Origin of the sequence: Salinibacterium xinjiangense (genome assembly GCF_014645015.1) — a bacterium.
In the GTDB taxonomy this organism is placed as follows: Bacteria; Actinomycetota; Actinomycetes; order Actinomycetales; family Microbacteriaceae; genus Rhodoglobus; species Rhodoglobus xinjiangensis.
Genome location: NZ_BMLC01000002.1, coordinates 59823 through 78307, shown reverse-complemented (window position 1 = coordinate 78307; position 18485 = coordinate 59823). Strand labels below are relative to the sequence as shown.

General features: G+C 65.1%; 17 protein-coding genes. 8 read left to right on the top strand and 9 right to left on the bottom strand.

Annotated elements, in window-relative coordinates:
• Window positions 1-51 precede the first annotated feature (51 nt).
• Both IEW81_RS07200 and IEW81_RS07195 read left to right on the top strand, forming a co-directional pair.
• Window positions 52-1656: an acyl-CoA carboxylase subunit beta gene (locus IEW81_RS07200; RefSeq protein WP_179691719.1), complete on the top strand. Its 1605-nt coding sequence runs from the start codon at window positions 52-54 to the stop codon at window positions 1654-1656.
• Window positions 1653-1886, top strand: coding sequence for an acyl-CoA carboxylase subunit epsilon (locus IEW81_RS07195; RefSeq protein ID WP_097059287.1), 234 nt, complete (start codon window positions 1653-1655; stop codon window positions 1884-1886). The genes IEW81_RS07200 and IEW81_RS07195 overlap by 4 nt, the downstream gene beginning before the upstream one ends.
• Window positions 1887-2401: 515 nt before the next feature.
• Here IEW81_RS07195 and IEW81_RS07190 read toward each other — a convergent pair.
• From IEW81_RS07190 to IEW81_RS07175, 4 genes are all read right to left on the bottom strand, one after another.
• On the bottom strand, window positions 2402-3451 hold the full coding sequence (locus IEW81_RS07190) for a DUF8320 family protein (RefSeq protein ID WP_097059286.1): 1050 nt from the start codon (window positions 3449-3451) through the stop codon (window positions 2402-2404).
• A complete protein-coding gene (locus IEW81_RS07185; protein WP_179691718.1) occupies window positions 3448-4731 on the bottom strand; it encodes a sensor histidine kinase in 1284 nt (427 codons plus the stop codon). Before IEW81_RS07185 ends, IEW81_RS07190 begins: the two co-directional genes overlap by 4 nt.
• Window positions 4721-5419 (bottom strand): response regulator transcription factor, encoded by a 699-nt coding sequence (locus tag IEW81_RS07180; RefSeq protein WP_097059285.1) that lies wholly within the window; start codon window positions 5417-5419, stop codon window positions 4721-4723. Before IEW81_RS07180 ends, IEW81_RS07185 begins: the two co-directional genes overlap by 11 nt.
• 74 nt (window positions 5420-5493) lie before the next feature.
• A complete protein-coding gene (locus tag IEW81_RS07175) occupies window positions 5494-6735 on the bottom strand; it encodes a class I SAM-dependent RNA methyltransferase (RefSeq protein WP_097059284.1) in 1242 nt (413 codons plus the stop codon).
• A 20-nt stretch (window positions 6736-6755) separates the two neighbouring features.
• On the opposite strand from IEW81_RS07175, the gene IEW81_RS07170 reads away from it, so the two are divergent.
• Both IEW81_RS07170 and IEW81_RS07165 read left to right on the top strand, forming a co-directional pair.
• Window positions 6756-7379 (top strand): Maf family protein, encoded by a 624-nt coding sequence (locus IEW81_RS07170; protein WP_097059283.1) that lies wholly within the window; start codon window positions 6756-6758, stop codon window positions 7377-7379.
• Window positions 7380-7457: 78 nt separating this feature from the next.
• The gene (locus IEW81_RS07165; protein ID WP_097059282.1) at window positions 7458-9212 is read left to right on the top strand and encodes an acetyl/propionyl/methylcrotonyl-CoA carboxylase subunit alpha; all 1755 of its coding nucleotides are present in this window, start codon (window positions 7458-7460) and stop codon (window positions 9210-9212) included.
• 76 nt (window positions 9213-9288) lie between these two features.
• On the opposite strand, the gene IEW81_RS07160 is transcribed toward IEW81_RS07165, so the two are convergent.
• Window positions 9289-10263: a hypothetical protein gene (locus IEW81_RS07160; protein WP_097059281.1), complete on the bottom strand. Its 975-nt coding sequence runs from the start codon at window positions 10261-10263 to the stop codon at window positions 9289-9291.
• A 180-nt stretch (window positions 10264-10443) separates the two neighbouring features.
• On the bottom strand, window positions 10444-11880 hold the full coding sequence (locus IEW81_RS07155) for an NAD(P)H-quinone dehydrogenase (RefSeq protein WP_097059280.1): 1437 nt from the start codon (window positions 11878-11880) through the stop codon (window positions 10444-10446).
• 30 nt (window positions 11881-11910) lie between these two features.
• Here IEW81_RS07155 and IEW81_RS07150 point away from each other — a divergent pair, with 30 nt between their 5' ends.
• Complete coding sequence (locus IEW81_RS07150) at window positions 11911-12747, top strand: purine-nucleoside phosphorylase (RefSeq protein ID WP_097059279.1); 837 nt, start codon at window positions 11911-11913, stop codon at window positions 12745-12747.
• Window positions 12744-14411, top strand: a complete 1668-nt coding sequence (locus IEW81_RS07145) for a phospho-sugar mutase (protein ID WP_097059278.1) — start codon at window positions 12744-12746, stop codon at window positions 14409-14411. Before IEW81_RS07150 ends, IEW81_RS07145 begins: the two co-directional genes overlap by 4 nt.
• A gap of 14 nt (window positions 14412-14425) precedes the next feature.
• On the opposite strand, the gene IEW81_RS07140 is transcribed toward IEW81_RS07145, so the two are convergent.
• The 3 genes from IEW81_RS07140 to IEW81_RS07130 form a co-directional block, all read right to left on the bottom strand.
• Window positions 14426-14698 carry a PTS sugar transporter subunit IIB gene (locus tag IEW81_RS07140; protein WP_097059277.1) on the bottom strand — a complete coding sequence of 91 codons (273 nt, stop codon included), beginning with the start codon at window positions 14696-14698 and terminating at the stop codon, window positions 14426-14428.
• 126 nt (window positions 14699-14824) lie between these two features.
• A complete protein-coding gene (locus IEW81_RS07135; protein ID WP_097059276.1) occupies window positions 14825-15274 on the bottom strand; it encodes a PTS sugar transporter subunit IIA in 450 nt (149 codons plus the stop codon).
• Window positions 15274-16395, bottom strand: coding sequence for an adenosine deaminase (locus tag IEW81_RS07130; protein ID WP_097059275.1), 1122 nt, complete (start codon window positions 16393-16395; stop codon window positions 15274-15276). The genes IEW81_RS07135 and IEW81_RS07130 overlap by 1 nt, the downstream gene beginning before the upstream one ends.
• 46 nt (window positions 16396-16441) lie before the next feature.
• Here IEW81_RS07130 and uriH point away from each other — a divergent pair, with 46 nt between their 5' ends.
• Both uriH and IEW81_RS07120 read left to right on the top strand, forming a co-directional pair.
• On the top strand, window positions 16442-17389 hold the full coding sequence (uriH, locus tag IEW81_RS07125) for a uridine-preferring nucleoside hydrolase UriH (protein WP_097059274.1): 948 nt from the start codon (window positions 16442-16444) through the stop codon (window positions 17387-17389).
• 156 nt (window positions 17390-17545) lie between these two features.
• Window positions 17546-18460: a hypothetical protein gene (locus IEW81_RS07120; RefSeq protein WP_097059273.1), complete on the top strand. Its 915-nt coding sequence runs from the start codon at window positions 17546-17548 to the stop codon at window positions 18458-18460.
• Window positions 18461-18485: the final 25 nt, after the last annotated feature.

Here is an 18485-nt window from a genome sequence, read left to right as displayed (position 1 = left end):
GTAAGGTTCCGCCAACGACATGCCCAAGTCGCTGGTGGGTAAAGTGACATCGTGACTTCCGACGCCGCACCACACATCCCTGACCTTACGACGACAGCTGGCCGCATCGCCGACCTCAAGGTGAGGTACCACGAGGCGGTCACCGCCAGCGGCGAGGCCGCTATTGAGAAGCAGCACTCGAAAGGCAAGAAGACTGCCCGCGAGCGCATCGAGCAGTTGCTCGATCACGGGTCTTTCGTCGAGCTCGACGAATTCGTACGACACCGCACCCATGCCTTCGGCATGGAGAAGAAGCGGCCATACGGTGACGCCGTCGTCACGGGGCTCGGAACCATCCATGGGCGCCAGGTCGCCGTCTACTCACAGGACTTCACCATCTTCGGCGGCTCACTCGGCGAGGTGGCCGGCGAGAAGATCATCAAGGTGATGGATCACGCCATCAAGACCGGCGTGCCCATCATCGGCATGCTCGACTCCGGTGGTGCGCGCATCCAGGAGGGTGTGGTCGCACTCGGCAAGTATGGCGAGATCTTCCGGCGCAACACCCAGGCATCCGGGGTCATCCCCCAGATCTCGATCGTCATGGGGCCAGCGGCCGGTGGCGCCGTGTACTCCCCGGCCCTGACCGACTTCGTCATCATGGTCGACAAGACCAGCCAGATGTTCGTTACCGGGCCGGATGTGATCAAGACCGTCACCGGTGAAGACGTGGGCATGGAAGAGCTCGGTGGCGCGCTCACCCACAACAAGATCTCCGGCGTATCGCATTACCTGGCCAGCGACGAGGACGACGCACTCGACTATGCGCGCACCCTCATCGGGTTCCTGCCAGACAACAACCTCTCGGACCCTCCCGTCTACGACAGTGAGATCGAACTCGAGATCACCGACGAGGATCGCAAACTCAACTCCATCATCCCCGACAGCCCCAACCAGCCGTACGACGTGATGACGATCATCGAGCACATCGTCGACAACGGTGACTTCCTCGAGACCCAGCCGCTATACGCACCCAACATTGTGGTCGGATTCGGCCGCGTCGAAGGCCGCACGGTCGGCGTGATCGCCAACCAGCCCCAGGCGATGGCCGGCACGCTCAACATCGAGGCCGGTGAGAAGGCCGCCAGGTTCCTCCGCTTCTGCGACGCTTTCAGCATTCCGATCCTCACCCTCGTCGATGTTCCCGGTTACCTTCCCGGCACCGATCAGGAGTGGACCGGCGTCATCCGCCGCGGCGCGAAACTGCTGTACGCGTACGCCGAGGCGACAGTTCCACTGGTCACGGTCATTACCCGCAAGGCCTACGGCGGGGCCTACATCGTTATGGGTTCCAAGCAGATGGGCGCCGACCTCAACTACGCCTGGCCTACGGCAGAGATCGCTGTCATGGGCGGCCAGGGCGCTGTCAACATCCTCTATCGCGGCGAGATCAAGGCCGCAGAGGCTGCTGGCGAGGATGTTGCGGCGGTTCGCACCCGGCTCGCTAACGAGTACACCTACAACGTTGCGTCCCCGTTCCTCGCCGCTGAACGAGGGGAACTGGATGGCGTCATCGAGCCCGCGGCGACCCGGGTGGCTATCGTGAAGGCGTTGCGTGCCCTGCGCACCAAGCGGGCCTCCATGCCCGCCAAGAAGCACGGAAACATCCCACTGTGATCCCGGCCGAACCGGACACCAGCGCTCTCGAGCTTCGCATCATCTCGAAAGGCGTGAGCGTCGAGGAGATCGCTGCGGTGACCGCTGTCATCACGGCCTCCCTCGATGAGCTCGCCAGCACCATGGCCACAGATGCCGCGGCTCCGGCCTCGGCCTGGCAGCGCAGCCAGCGTTCCGTTCGCTCGACGCTCGTTTCCGGAGCAGGTAATTGGCGGAATTTCTCCGGATAGAGCCCCGAATGGGGGTCAGAATTGCGGATGCTGCATAACAGCTCAGCCTAAACGACGAAATCCGCAGCTAAACCGCCCCGAATTGGTCCAACTGCTGCCGATTGGGCCAAAAAGCAGCGCAAAAGGCGTAAATGTACCCCGACCATTCATCAGCTTAATCAGTGAATCCGCGCAGGTTCAACGCAAAGCCGCGCCTCGGAAACCGAATTGTCCCCCGAGAGTCCCCCAAAGAGACGACTATTTACTATCGTCACGGCACTGCATAGTTGTACCTGCTAGGTGTCTCACACTGTGAGTAACATCGCCATTCATCGGCGGACTAGGGTAAGCGCGCCGATGAATGGGGGCGAGTCAGGGCGATATTCGGGTTATCGCCCCGACTCGGAATTTAGCGGGGGGTCGAAGAAGTGCTCACTGAGCCACTTCGGCCCCTCAGCTATAACCGGCCCCGTCACAGTTGGTTACTGCTGTAGCCGGCCTCTGCTGGCGGCGGTCCCTGCTACGGCCGTCCTTCGCTACCGGGTCGCGGGTACCCGAGGTATCTCGAGCCAGAGGTCGACCTCGTCCTCCATGGCTGAATCCTGGCCCAGGGCAACAGATTCCCCATCGGCGAAACTCCTCAGACCGACGACCGTCACGGCGACGTCAGATCCCTCGGGCACAGTGCGAGCGATCACCTTGTCGGCATCGGTCTGCCTAATGGCGAGCGCGAGCCGGTTGAGAACCCTGTCGAGCTCATCCTCTGAGAGGTCGTCGATGCCACCCTCGTCGAGCAACGTCACAGTGGCTCCGCGTCGGCGGGCAGACATCACCTCGATACGCACGGCATCGTTCAGCAGCTTCCTGCCCCGGATCTCATCACGAATGGCGCCCTCGAGGTAGAGGCATTCCTGACGCTGGGCATCGGAGAGGTGTCCGCCGTTCAGTTCGATCTGGCGAAGCATGTCCAGCGCCATGGCGCTGGTCTGCCCGAGACGGAACTGCCTCTCGTACACGTGTGCGTCCTGGGCGGCCTGCCACTCCGTCGCCTCCCGCTCCGCCATGGCAAAGCGCTGGGCGTCTTTGGATGCTTTGGACATCGCGACACTCAGCACATGCGAGACGCCGACCCACGAGGCGCTTCCCACGATTCCCAGGCTGAAGATACCGGCCGGGCCGACGTCGCCGACGATCGCGATGGTGTGCACCACGAGAAATCCGATTCCCAGCCATGCAAAGGTATGGCGGCCGCGGGTCGAGGTGATGGTGAGCAGTGTGCCGCTGGCTGCGACGTACCAGCTCGCATAGCCGGCGCCGCCTGGGCGGGAGAAATCCAGCCCATTCGCCACGAGCAATGTGATCGCGATCACGACCGCGAAATTGAACGCCGCCATCGCGACGGGCATTCGAGTCGGCCCGAAGGACAGCAGGCTGATGATCGTCGCCACCCCGTAGACCACCATCGCCACGATCACCGGGCCGGGATATTGTGGCTGGTCGATCGTGAATGCGGCGAGAAGAATGTGATACGCCGAGAACAGCGCAGCGATCCCGACGAACATGTACCGCGGAACTGAGATGTTCATCGCCCCACCGCTTGGTCGCCGCTCAGCGAATCATCCATCGATCTCTCGTTCGCTGGCTCGGTTGTGTCCGGCCACGTGATGGTCACGACGGTGCCCTCGTTGGGGGCGGTGACGATGGCCGCCCGGCCACCAGCATTTCCGGTGCGCTCGATGATCGAAATGCGCACTCCCAGCCGTTCACCCGGGACCTCGGATGGCACGAAGCCGACCCCATCGTCTCCGACGACCACCTCAATGCCGTTCGGGGCGATCCCATGCACGCTCACCCATCGCGAAACGGACGACTCGCCAGCGTGCTGCATGCTGTTCATCATCGCCTGGATGACAGCGGAATGGACGGCTTCGGCTGCCTGGATCGGTAACGATCCGCTTCCAGGATGCCGCACTTTGACCCGGAACGGCATGGACAGGTCAGACGCACTGTCGACGATCCTCGACGCAAGGGCGGTCACTCGCATCGTGGAGCCGTCGTCTGGGCTTGCCGCGGCCGCATCCCGCAGATGTCCGATCGCATTGCCCGCCATTGTCGCCGCCAGCGCCTCGGCCTCTGGTGTATACGCCCGCGCAGCCGAGATGAAGGTCGTCAGCACGCTGTCATGCACGATCGAATCGACCTGCACCCGCTCCACCTCCGTCGCGTGCTGGCGAACCGCATGGCCGTAGCGATCGAGTGCCGTCGCCTGGGCGTTGTCGACGTTCGTGGCTGCCTGCCTCAGCATCGTGATGATGATGATGATCGCGGCGCCGAGGATGATCGCATACACGCCCTCCACGATGGCCAGTTGCCACGTTGCGGCACCGCCCTGTGGGGTCATCCGCACCACCGAGTAGATGATCGGAGCCACAAGCAGGTAGATGGTGCCCCAGCGGGCGGTGAACCCGATGGCAGCCATGGCCGTGGCGACGGTGAGGATGTAGTCGAGCCAATGGATTCCGGGAAAGACAGGCACCCCCGGTATCACCGCAAAAGGCCAGCTGATGAGAGCACCCAGGTAGAGAATGGCGAACAACGCATGGGCGCGCCGGACCCAGACCTGCATGATCGACATCACCAGCACCAGGGCGAGCGAACCGGCCAGGGCGGGCACCACGAGCCAGAGCCACAACGGATATGACTCATCGATCTGGCCCAACAGCCACGGGATGGTCTGCGCCCCGAACACTATGCCGAAGCCCGCGACACTGCGGGAGACGACTTTTTCGACCTGCTTGCGGCTGATCGGATTTCTGGGCTGTTTGACCTGTGGAACAGACGTGATTACGGCCCCGTTATCGGGCATCTCCGCCATCCGAGTCGAGCCCGGGAAGAATGCCGTCTTCCACGGCTCGGCGCAGCAGGTCGACCTTTGTGGGAGCCGGGCGACCGACCTCCACGTACTTCACACGAATGCGGTCGAGGTACTCGCGAGCAGTCGAGTAACCGATGCCGAGCTGCTGCGCCGCCAGCTTCAGGGGCAAACCCGAAGCATAGAGATGCAGGATCTCGCGCTCGCGGCGACCGAGTTGCGCTTTCGCGAAGTCACGGTCGGCGTCGATCGCCGTCGCCCATTCGAGATTGTTCAGCACGTCACCCTTCGCGACGGTCGTGGCAGCGGCAAGCACGGTCTTGGTCGCGGAAGACTTGGGGATGACGCCGGCAGCTCCGGCGGCCAGCGCTTCCCGCACGCTCGCCACCCGGTCGGCAATGCTGTGCACGAGCACCGCAGATCCGGTCGCCTGCACCCGCTTGACGTTCTCCGTCACCGTCGAGCCGTCACCGAGCGAAAGGTCGAGAACGACGACATCCACCTCGCGACCGGCAAGCCTTTCGACGAACTCGTCGACGGTGGCGGCCTCGATCACGAAGTCGTACCCGTATTCGATAAAAGCTGCCTTCAGACCCAGGCGCACGGACTCGTGATCGTCGACCACGGCCACCCTGATATGCGAGAGGTCAGCCGGAGCATCGGTGACGGTGGTCTCAGTCAAAACGGTTCCGATCTCGCAGAGGTTAGCTCCTAGCTTAACCTCGCGCCGAGGCAAACGCGCCGCTATGCGTCAGGTCAGCCTCGTGAGAGGGTTCCCACCGCCTCGACGTGGTGCGTGTTCGGGAACAGGTCGAACGCCCGAAGCGCCGTGAGCGTGTAGCCATGGCCAGCGAAGAACTCCACGTCCCGGGCGAACGCGACGGGATCGCACGCCACGTACACCACCTGCGCCGGCGCGAGGGCGGCGATCGAGGCGACCACATCCCGGCCAGCACCCGACCTCGGAGGGTCGAGCACGATTGTCGCCCTGGCGAGTCGCGACCTCTCCGACGCGCTGGCGGATGCGGCAAGATCACTCACCCAGCGTTCCACCCGCGCGGTCTCGGAGCGGGCGCCGATCCATTCCGCGAGGTTGTCTGCAGCGTAATCGGTGGCGATGGCATCACTCTCGACCGTCGTGATCTTCGTCGCGGGGCCGAATCGATCGGCCACAGCTGCGGCGAGCAGTCCGACTCCGCCGTAAAGATCGAGGTTGTGGGCCGCTGGGTCGAACCTGGCGGGATCCACGGCATCCTGCACGGCCTTGGTGAGTGCCTGCGCCGCACTGCGGTGCACCTGCCAGAAGCCGGCATCGGCTAGCCGAAACTCCCGTTCCCCCACGATCTCGGTGATGGTCGTGCGCTTCTGGGCTTTTTTGCCGCCGATGATGAGCCGCACACCCCCCGTCGATGGCGCGAGTACATCGACATGATCCGATCCGGTGAAATCCTGGTCGAGGGGCGCCGCAGCCGACAGTTCGTCAGTGGCCAGCGGGAGTTCGGTGACGGGGATGACCCGGTGTGACCTGGCGGCGAATGGTCCGGCACGCCCGGAGTCGTCGACATGGAGCCTGACCCGGGTGCGCCATCCTGTGCCGCCCCGTTCGTCATCGCCGGGCAGGGGCTCAACCTGCACGTCGCTTGTGACCTTCGCCATGCGCTGGAGCGATTCTGCGAGCACCTGTCGCTTCAACTCGCGCTGGTGGTCCAGTCGGATGTGACCGAATTCAGCACCCCCGGCCCTGTCTGCCGGGTCTCGATCGATGGATGCCGCCGTCCAGACGTGAGGCTGGCGGAACTCGCTCGCCGTCACTACGGAGACCGTCTCGGCGCGCCAGAACGACTTCTTGGAGTCTCCGGTGACCCTCGCCACCACCCGCTCCCCGGGAATGGCGTCGGCCACGAAAACCACCCGCCCATCATGGCGAGCCACCCCCACTCCACCGTGCGCGATGTTGGTAACGTCGACCTCGATCGACCGGCCTGCAAATTCACCCATCATTCGAGCATAGGAGCACCGTGCGGCTTTACCTCGCCTCAACCTCACCAGCCCGGCTTGCGACCCTTCGCGCGGTGGGTGTCGAGCCTGTGCTGTTGTCGTCGGGAGTGGATGAGGAGGCCGTGGCCGCCGCCGCGGAACCGCTCGATGGTCCCCAGCTCGTGCAACTACTGGCCCGAGCGAAAGCCGAGGCCGTCGTCGGGCGATCCGAGATCGACGGTTTCATCCTCGGCGGGGACTCTGCTTTCGAACTCGACGGGCAACTGTTCGGCAAGCCGCACCTGCCGGAGGTCGCTCGCGAGCGCTGGCTGGCGCAGCGCGGACGCACGGGGTTGCTGCATTCAGGGCACTGGCTGATCGACCACCGCGGTGGAGTTCTCGGAGACGCGGTCGGCGGAGTGTCGACGGCAGCGGTCACCTTCGCCGGCGATATCACCGATGACGAGATCGATGCCTATGTCGCGACCGGGGAGCCACTGCAGGTCGCGGGCGCGTTCACTATCGACAGCCTCGGCGCCCCTTTCATCTCCCGCGTGGACGGCGACCCCCATGCCGTCGTCGGGCTGTCGGTGTCGCTGTTGCGCACGTTGCTGCTCCAGTTCGGCGTTCCATGGCATAGCCTGTGGAACCGTCAGCCGCTGTAGAAACCCACAGCGTCCACTCGACGTTTCTGTTGTCACTCACCAAAGGCCCCATCGCCGCCGCCCATAAGCTAGGAAACTATGGCTCCCATCACGAAGGTCCTCATCGCCAACCGTGGGGAGATCGCCGTTCGGGTCATCCGTGCCGCCAAAGACAGCGGCATCGCGACCGTCGCCGTCTACGCAGACCAGGACCGGGATGCCAGGCACGTCAGGCTCGCTGACGAGGCATATGCACTCGACGGCACCACGTCCGCCGAGACCTACCTCGTCATCGAGAAGCTGCTCTCCGTCGCCCGTCGCTCCGGTGCCGACGCCGTGCACCCCGGCTACGGCTTCCTCGCAGAGAACGCGACATTCGCCCAGGCCGTCATCGATGCCGGACTGATCTGGATCGGCCCGTCCCCCGCGGCGATCGAGCAGCTGGGCGACAAGGTGTCGGCACGGCACATCGCCGAGAAGGTCGGAGCGCCGCTCGCCCCTGGAACCCTCAACCCCGTCTCGGGTGCCGAAGAGGTGCTCGACTTCGTCGACATCCACGGACTCCCCGTCGCCATCAAAGCCGCTTTCGGTGGTGGCGGCCGCGGGCTCAAGGTCGCCCGCACGCGCGAAGAGATACCCGAGTTGTTCGAGTCGGCCACGCGCGAGGCCGTAGCCGCATTCGGTCGCGGCGAATGTTTCGTCGAGAAATACCTCGACCAGCCACGCCACGTCGAGACCCAGTGCCTCGCCGACAGCTTCGGTAACGTCGTCGTCATCTCCACGCGCGACTGCTCGCTGCAGCGCCGACACCAGAAGCTGGTCGAAGAGGCACCGGCGCCGTTTCTCACAGACGAGCAGAACGAGCTGCTCTACTCGTCGTCAAAAGCCATCCTGCGCGAGGTCGGCTACGTCGGAGCGGGAACCTGCGAGTTCCTGGTCGCACGCGACGGCAGTATCTCCTTCCTCGAGGTGAACACGCGACTGCAGGTCGAGCATCCCGTTTCCGAAGAGGTGACCGGCATCGATCTCGTGCGCGAGCAGTTCCGTATCGCCTCCGGTGGCAGCATCGACTACGGTGACCCGGTTGCGGTCGGTCACTCCTTCGAGTTCCGCATCAACGGCGAAGACCCCGGGCTGAACTTCATGCCGTCACCCGGGCCGGTCAGTGTGCTCAGGATGCCTGGTGGCCCCGGCGTCCGTGTCGACAGCGGTGTCACCACCGGTGATGTGATCAGTGGCGCGTTCGACTCGCTGCTCGCGAAGCTGATCGTCACGGGTGCGACGCGCGAGGACGCCCTCGAGCGCTCCCGCCGAGCGCTCGACGAGTTCGAGGTCGCGGGCCTTCCGACAGTGCTGCCGTTTCACCGCAAGATCGTGCGAGACCCGGCATTCACGTCGTCGCCCTTCAGCGTCTACACCCGCTGGATCGAGACCGAATTCGTCAACGATATCGAACCGTGGAGCGGATCACTGGCTGATGGCACTCCCCCCGCGGCACGCCACAACGTCGTCGTCGAGGTGGGCGGTAAGCGCATCGAAATCTCCCTCCCGACAAAACTCGTGCCGACGGCGGGTGGCGGAACTGCGCTCACCGCCTCCCCCAAGCGCCGGGCATCCAGTTCGGTGAATACCGTCACGGGTGATTCGCTCAAGGCACCCATGCAGGCCACCGTCGTCAAACTCGCGGTCGCCGAGGGCGACAGGGTGGTGAAGGGCGACCTGATCCTCGTGCTCGAAGCGATGAAGATGGAACAGCCACTCGTCGCACACAAGGACGGCACGATCACCGGTATCAATGCCGCAGTCGGCGCCACCGTGTCATCCGGTCACCTGCTGCTCAGCATCGTCGACTGAGCGTCTCGCCCACCACGCCGCTGCAACAACTGCGCGGGGGTTTGTGAACGTCGCGGGTGTTCCAACCGCCGCGACGTTACCGAACCTCCGCCGCGTTACGGCACACTCCGGCCGCAAACAGTTGTGCACGGAGACGATCGGGCGACGTGGCAATATCCCAGCCCCATCGGCTCATCCCGTGACCAGCCGGGCTCAGGTCATCCTCACGCCACTTCTCATCCAGCAGGGCCGCGTGGGGCGTCCTCCCTCGGAGGAATTCCGGATCTCTGTATTTCGCAGCCCCGTCGAATTCGCCGATGATGTCCACTCCACGCCAGAAGAAGTCCACGAAATAGGTCTTCCCGCTCGCACCACGGAGTCGAACCTGAAGCTCAGGCGCAGGAATGCGTGCTCGGCGCATGCTTACCCTGCTCATCGACTCGCCCGGCCGATCCGCCAGCCCACTGGCGAACTCGATGACCGCCCGCGCCTTCGCCGTGCCATGCCGCATCGGAATGAGTTGCAGCTCTTCGAGCAGTGTCTGTTGCGACAGTGATACCGGCGGCACTCCACTCGCGGGGTGCACAGAACGTCGCAGCGCGGCATCGGTCATCGTCACGGCCACGCCGAACGGGAGGCTTCTTGCGATATCGACGACTGTGCGTGCGAGGGATGTCACCCGGATGCCCTGAATGTGTTCGAACTCGAATGGCACACCCGCTGCATGGCGCTGGAACATCGCGTTGCTTCGCCCACCGCATGATTCTTCTGCAAGAGTCTGGATCCGCACCGACCAGGCGCCGACCATCGGCAGCCTCCACAACACAGCAGCGGACTCGTGTGAGAAGGTTGCCTCCGAATCGACCGCCGCAGCGGCCTTCACACGGAGCTCATACCGTTCGGCCCGGCTAAGGCTGATCCATAGTGGCGTGGGCACCCAGACCCCTCGGAACAGTGCCGTGAATTCGCCTTTCCTGGCACGCGCGAAGAACTGGGCGCGGTCGGTGTGGATGTCGAGGTCTCGGGTGAGAATCACATTCTGACGCCACTGCTGCACATCGATGGGGACCATCCGTCGATGGTGGCCTGCCTTCCAGCTGCAGAGGCAGTGCGCGTCGAACCGGTGGAGAAGTTTCGCTCATCGACAACGGTGCGGTTTGGCAACAACGCGGTGGCTCAAACCTCCGCCTCGTTGACGACGCACAGCAGGGTCGAGCGGCCCGGACACGCACCCTGCCGAGCGCAGGAGGCGTTAGTTGACGATGTGCATGGCGCGCGCGGCATCGGTGATGCTGCCCGTGAGCGACGGGTACACCGAGAATGCGCGTGCAAGCTGGTCGACGGTCAGTCGGTGCTCTACGGCGAGCGCCACCGACATGATCAACTCCGAGGCGTGCGGAGCCACGATGATCCCGCCGATGACGGTGCCAGATCCGGTGCGGGCGAACAGCTTCACGAAACCGTCCTTGATCCCCATCATCTTGGCCCGCGGGTTCGATGCCAGCGGCAACTTGTAGACCTCGCCCTGGGTGATGCCATCCTCGATCTGCTTCTGCGTCCAGCCGACGGTCGCGATCTCGGGCTGGGTGAAGATGTTGGATGTCACGTTCCGAAGCTCGATCGGGGTGACACCGTCGCCCATCGCATGGAACACCGCCGTGCGGCCCTGCATCGAAGCGACGGACGCCAGCGGCAGGAAGTCCGAGCAGTCCCCCGCGGCGTAGATGGAGGGCATGGATGTGCGGGCTACCCTGTTGACGCGGATGTGGCCGGAGTCGGTCAATTGCACGCCAGCCTCCTCCAGGCCGATGCCCGCGGTGTTGGGGATAGATCCGACGGCGAGCAGGCAATGGCTGCCCTCTACCGTGCGGCCGTCAGACAGGGTCGCGATGACACCGTCCTCGGTGCGGGTCACGGATGCTGCGCGAGATTTCGAGAGCACCTCCATGCCATTGCGCTTGAAGACGTCTTCGATGACCCTCGCCGCGTCGGCATCCTCGCCGGGGAGCACCTGGTCGCGCGATGAGATCAGGGTGACCTGCGAGCCGAGGGCCGTGTACGCGGAGGCAAACTCCGCCCCCGTGACCCCGGAACCCACGACGATGAGATGCTCCGGAATCTGCTGCAGTGTGTACAGCTGCGTCCAGGTCAGGATGCGCTCGCCATCCGGAACCGCGGTGTCCAGGATGCGCGGGCGTGCGCCCACGGACAGCACCACCGTGTCTGCGTCGATCTCGTCGAAGTCGGTGCCGGCTGCGCCCCTGCCCGTGGAGACGACCAGGCGCTGGGGCCCGTCGAGGCGACCCTCCCCCTGGACGATGCGGACTCCCGCCTTAATGAGCTGTGACTTCATGTCTTCAGACTGCTGCCGCGCGAGTCGCATGAGTCGCGCATTGACTGCCGCGAGGTTCACCGTGACCTCGGGTCGCACCGCTCGCCCCGATTCGGAGCGGGTGAAGAACTGCACGCCGAGGTCGGCGGCCTCGCCGATGCCGTTGGTGGCTTCAGCGGTGGCGATGAGGGTCTTCGACGGCACTACGTCTGTGAGCACGGCCGATCCGCCCACGCCCTCACGCTCCACCAGGGTGACCTCAGCACCGAGTTGCGCCCCGGCCAGCGCAGCCTCATATCCACCAGGCCCACCACCCAGGACGGCGATGCGTTGCGTGCGCTCGAATTCGTATGCCATTGCCTAATTATCGCAGAATAGAGTGGGGGGATGTCGCAGCAGAACTCCACGCACCCACTCGATGACCCGGCAGCGGATCCTTTCGAGATCGCCGCCACTGCAGCAGCAGAAATCGCAGAGCGAACCGGGGTCGAGAAGCACGACATCGCCCTCACCCTCGGCAGTGGCTGGGCGAAGGCCGCCGACCTGATCGGCGAGACGACCGCGACGATCCCGGCGCTCGAGATCACGGGATTCAGCAAGCCCGCGCTCGCGGGCCACGTCGGCACCCTGCGTTCGGTGCTGCTGCCGAGCGGCAAGCGTGCTCTCATCATCGGCGCCCGCACCCATTACTACGAGGGCCATGGCGTGCGTCGAGTCGTGCACTCCGTGCGGACGGCCGCCGCCACCGGTGCCAGCACGATGATCCTGACCAATGGCGCTGGCGGCATCCGGGAGACCTGGAGCCCCGGAACCCCCGTGCTCATCAGCGATCACATCAACCTCACCGCGGACTCTCCGCTCGAGGGTGCGACGTTCGTCGACCTGACAGACCTGTACAGCGTGCGACTGCGCGATCTCGCCCGCTCGGTCGAAAACGGTCTCGACGAGGGGGTGTACTGCCAGTTCCGCGGACCGCACTACGAGACTCCCGCGGAGGTGCAGATGGCGAAGACCATCGGCGGGCACATCGTCGGCATGTCCACCGCGCTCGAGGCGATCGCGGCCCGGCAGTCGGGAATGGAGATCCTCGGCATGTCGCTGATCACCAACCTGGCCGCGGGCATCCAGAAGACACCGCTCAGCCATGAGGAGGTCATCCAGGCCGGAAAGGATGCCGAAACGCGCATCAGCAGCCTGCTCGCCCGAATCGTGGCCACGCTGTGAGCGCCGGGCTGCTCGCCGACGCCAGGAGCTGGCGGGAGCAGGATCCGGATGCCACCACCAGGGCCGAGCTCGATGAGCTGATCCTCGCCGCCGAGGCCCACGACCCCGCCGCCATCGCCGCACTCACCGACCGCTTCTCGGCCCGGCTGGAGTTCGGCACCGCCGGTCTTCGCGGCGAGCTCGGGGCCGGACCGCGCCGGATGAATCGTGTGCTGGTGACCCAGGCGGCCGCCGGCCTCGCCGCCTACCTGCTCAAGCGCGAGCCGAGCCCGAGCATCGTGATCGGGTACGACGGTCGACGCAACTCCGAGGTCTTCGCACGCGACACCGCGACGATCATGGCCGGCGCCGGAGTGACAACCACCCTGCTGCCGCGCCACCTGCCGACCCCGGTACTGGCATTCGCCGTACGCCACCTCGGTGCGAGTGCCGGAGTGATGGTCACCGCGAGCCACAATCCTGCCAACGACAACGGCTATAAGGTCTACCTCGGCCGGGCCGACCAGGGTTCGCAGATCGTGCCTCCCGAGGACGGCCTGATTGCCGCTGCGATTGCCCAGATCTCGACCGTCTCCATCGATGAGCTCCCCCGCTCGACGGATTTCATCGTCGCCGACGACACGGTCATGTTCGAGTATGTGCGCCAGACGGCGACCGTCGGTCGTCCTGTGGTGCCATTGAAGTTCGTCTACTCGGCCATGCACGGGGTGGGCTGGGAGACGGCGCAGCTGGTCTTCGAGGCGGCAGGCTTCGGCACGCCCGCCGTGGTCACCGAGCAGATCGAGCCGGATGCCACGTTCCCCACTGTCGCGTTCCCGAACCCCGAAGAGCCCGGCGCGATGGACCTCACCTTCGCTCGCGCTGTCGAGGTTGGTGCTGATCTCGCGATCGTCAATGATCCTGATGCCGACCGGCTGGCCGTTGCCGTGCCTGGACGGGACGGGGTGTGGCGCAGGCTGAGCGGCAACGAGGTCGGCTGCCTGCTCGGCTGGCGGGCGGCGGAGCGGGCCACAGCCGGGGGTGCGACAGATGGCGGAACGCTGGCCGCATCCATCGTCTCGAGCCCGGCCCTGCGCGCCATCGCCGCGGAATACCGACTCGGCTACGAAGACACGCTCACCGGTTTCAAGTGGATCTCGCGCGCCCCAGACCTCATCTATGGTTTCGAAGAAGCCCTCGGCTACCTCGTCGACCCGCACATCGTTCGCGATAAGGACGGCATCTCGGCGGCAGTCGACTTCCTCGCCCTCGCGTCGGAACTGAAGGCGGCCGGTCGCACCATCGACGACCATTTCGACAGCTTTGCCGACCGTTTCGGCGCATATGCCTCAAGCCAGGTCTCGCTGCGCTTCGAGGATCTGTCCCAGATCTCCGGAACCATGACGACCCTGCGGTCGAGGCTGCCGAACCTGGTGGGGAGCATTCCGGTCGACAGCATCGACGACTTCATCGACGGCTTCGAGCAGTACCCGCCCGGGGATATCCTGCGCATCCACCTCGAGGGGGGAAGTCGCGTGATCGTGCGCCCGAGCGGCACCGAGCCCAAGCTCAAGGTCTACATCGACGCATCGAGCACCGCCGGTGACGCGAGCGAGCGGCGGGCGGCGGCAAACGCCGTCGTGGCCGAACTCGAGGCCGGCATGCGGGCGCTGCTGGCCGGTTAATCGACAGCCAGCGCTCAGCCCAGCGCCGCCTCCAGCTTGGCGCTCAACTCTGCGGTGTCGAAATAGTTTTCGATGACGATGACGTCGGCGAACGTCGCGCCGATCGCCTCCACGAACTCGGCAGACGTCAGGATGACCTGGGCGTCGGCCGCGACATCCTGAACCGAAGCGACATCGGCGGCGATCACGATGGCCTCGATGTCGAGTCTTGCCAGCACGCGCTCGGCGTTGACCTTCAGGATGCCCGAGCTGCCGATCCCGGCGCCGCAGATGGTCACGATCTTCATAGCTCCACCCTCCCTCGCAGGCTCAGTCGGCGCTGGGGTCGCCGAATCGCTGGCGCGATTCTCATAGCTCCACCCTCCCTCGCAGGCTCAGTCGGCGCTGGGGTCGCCGAATCGCTGGCGCGATTCTCATAGCTCCACCGCGCCCATGATCTTCTGCACCTCGAGTGCCGAAACTGCTGCTGCCAGGTCGGCGATGGCGGACGAGTCGTTGAACACGTTCGCCACGGCGGCGACAGCCGCGAGATGGGTGTCGGCGGAGGCGATCGCCAACCCGAGCACCACACTGACCGGATCATTGTGCGGGTGCCCGAAGTTGACTGGGCTCGCGAGCGTCACGATCGACAGCCCATCGGCAATGACCTCGGGCCCTGGCCTCGCGTGCGCGAGGGCGAGCCCCGGTGCGATGACGACATAGGGACCGTGCTGCTCGATCATCCGGATCATCTCGCGTGAGTATCCGGGTTCGGCCGAGCCAGAACGGGTCAGCGCCTCCCCCGCCAGCGTGACAGCGGCACGCCAGTCCGCTGCCTCCGCCGCGAGGACGATAGCACTCTCAGGAAGCGGGGGAAGGGTCATCAGGCCGCGTCGAAACCCGCGGTGATGATGTCTGCGAGCTCCTCTCGCTCCTCTAACGGCAGGAACAACGATGCTGCGGCATTCAACTGGAACACCGCAAGGTCCGAGAGGTCGTAGCCGAACGTCTCAGACAGGAGGAAGAGTTCGCGCGTGAGCGACGTGGCGCTCATCAGCCGGTTGTCGGCGTTGACCGTGACGCGGAATCCAAGCTGGTACAGCAGGTCGAATGGGTGGTCGACGAGCTCGTCCCCCCATTGCTCGATGGCGCCGGTTTGCAGGTTCGAGCTGGGGCTGAGTTCCAGCGCAATCTCGCGATCCTTGACCCACTGGGCGACCGGCCCGAGCGTTACGTAAGTGTTCTCGTCGTCCTCGCTCGAGGTGGTGATGTCCTCCGCAAGCCGCACGCCGTGGCCGAGCCTGAGCGCGCGACCATCGAACAGGGCGCCACGAATCGACTCCAGCCCATCGGCCTCGCCGGCGTGGATCGTGGCGGGGAGGTAGTTTCGGGCGAGGAAGTCGAAGGCCTCGCGCATCTTTCCCGCTGGAAAGCCTGCCTCAGCGCCGGCGATGTCGAAGCCGACGACACCGTTGTCGCGGTGGCGAACGGCGAGTTCGGCGATCTCGAGCCCGCGGTCAGCGTGGCGCATAGCGCTGATCAGCTGGCCGACCCGGATGCTCCCGCCGGAGCCAGCGACGTCATCTGCTCCCGCGTCGAGGCCCTCCTGCACGGCCTCCACCACCTCGTCGAGACTGAGCCCACGTGCGAGGTGCTGCTCCGGAGCCCACCGGATCTCGCCATAGACGACCCCATCCGCGCCGAGATCCTGCACGAATTCGCGAGCGACCCTGGTGAGGCCCTCCTTTGTCTGCATCACGCCGGTGGTGATGTCGAACGTCTTCAGGTATTCCACGAGCGATCCGGAATCGGCCTGGTCGGCGAACCACGTCGCGAGCCCCGCGGCGTCGGCTACCGGCACGGCCATGCCGACGGCATCCGCCAGCTCTATGATCGTCTGCGGGCGCAGGCCACCATCGAGGTGATCATGCAGGGAAACCTTGGGGAGGCTGGCGATGTTGGCGCCGCCCCCGGGCATTGTGTAGTCGTCGACCGCGGTGTTCATAGGGATCAATCTACCGGGTGGTCGCTGGGGGGTAGCCTCAGATCCGATGCCGAACAAGATCATCCTGGACTGCGATCCGGGGCACGATGACGCCATAGCCCTGCTGCTCGCCTGGGGGAGCCCCGAGATCGACCTGGTCGGCGTAACGACCGTCATGGGTAACCAGACGATCGAGAAGGTGACACGCAATGCCCTCTCTGTCGCTCGGGTCGCGGGGATCACCGGCGTGCCGTTCGCCCGCGGGGCACACCGGCCTCTCGTGCGCCAGATCGAGGTAGCCGAAAGCATCCATGGAAAATCAGGGCTCGACGGGCCGCGACTTCCCGAGCCGACACTGGAGCTCGATCCTCGCCATGCCGTGGACTTCATCATCGACACGATCATGGCGGCCGATGTGGGCGACATCACCCTCGTTCCGACCGGAGCCCTCACCAACATCGCGATGGCAGTGCGCAAAGAGCCTCGCATCGTCGAGCGGGTGAAGCAGGTGGTGCTGATGGGCGGCGGCGTGAACGTCGGCAACTGGAGCGCAACAAGCGAGTTCAACATCGTCATCGATCCTGAGGCTGCCCACATCGTCTTTAACGAGCCATGGCCGCTCACCATGGTCGGCCTCGACCTGACCCACGAGGCACTCGCCACTCCCACCGTCGTCGAAGCCATCGCGGCGATCGACACCGCGCCGTCGAGGTTCGTCGGTGAATTGCTGGAGTTCTTCGGCGAGACCTATCGCGAGCAGCAGGGTTTCGAGCATCCTCCCGTGCACGACCCCTGCGCCGTGGCCTTCGTGATCGATCCAACCGTCATGCAGGTGACGCGAGTGCCGCTCGATGTCGAACTAACCGGGACCCTTACGCTCGGGATGACCGTGGCTGACTTCCGCGCGCCGGCGCCGGCCAGCTGCACGACCCAGGTCGCGGGAAAGCTCGACCACGCGAAGTTCTGGAGCCTGGTGGTCGACGCGCTGGAGCGCATCGGCGATCCGGAGCAGTAGCCGGCGCCGGTCTCCAGGTACCGCCGGCCGCCGAGGTGCGGCAAAGGCAGCTACGCAGGCCACCCGCGGATGCGTTTGCCGCACCTCAGGCCGCGCGGGCTCAACTCGGCCTGTGGACAACCCGCACGGGAGCCGGCGGGCGACCAAGATGTCGGAATGTCGGCACGCATCCCCCTTCCTGACTCCCTCGGCCCGAACTTCCGAGTGACCCTGGGTGCCGCGATGGGAGTCGGCCGCGGAAGGCTAGCGGGATCCGACCTCACGCGCCCATTCTGGGGAGTGCGCGCCCTGGGATCCGGCACCAGCATTCGCGAGCTCGCAGCGTCCTACCTCCCGCGGATGTCACCTCTCGCGCTTTTCTCACATGTGACCGCTGCGCAATTATGGGACATCCCCCTGCCGCTTCGACTCCAGGGCGCACTCCCGCTCCACGTCGCTGTTCCCGACCCGCGCCGAGCTCCCGAGGGGCGGGATGTCATCGGACACCGCCTTCAACTGCGCAGACCCGACCTGCAGCGAATCTCCGGGTTATGCGTGACATCTCTGGAGCGCACGGTCCTCGATCTCGCGACGTTGCTCGATGACGAAGAGCTGCTGGGAGCAATAGACAACATTCTGTGGAGACGGAGGAGACCGCAGATACGTGCAACTATTCCGACCATCACCGCGGCGCTGGCCAGCACTACCGCACGACGCGGGCGAACCCGCTTTCTCGAACTGCTGCCGCTGGCGAGTCCACGGTCCGACTCCAGCCCCGAAACAGCGTTTCGGCTGCGATTCATTCGTGCCGGGTTCCCTGATCCGATTCCTAATAAAGATGTTTTCGATGCGCAGGGCAGGTTCCTCGCGATGCCGGACCTCCAATTCCCTCTATTTCGAATGGCGTTCGACTACGAGGGCGACCATCACCGCACCGATCCAGGACAGTGGCGCAAGGACCTTCGCCGCGTTCCTCTGCTCCAAGACGCGAACTGGCACCACACGCGACTCTCCGCCGCCGACCTCGCCGACCCGCACTACATTCTCGCGAGGACACGGCGAGTACTTCTCGAGCGAGGATGGACTCCGTGAGGTGCGGCAATCGCATCCTCGAGGG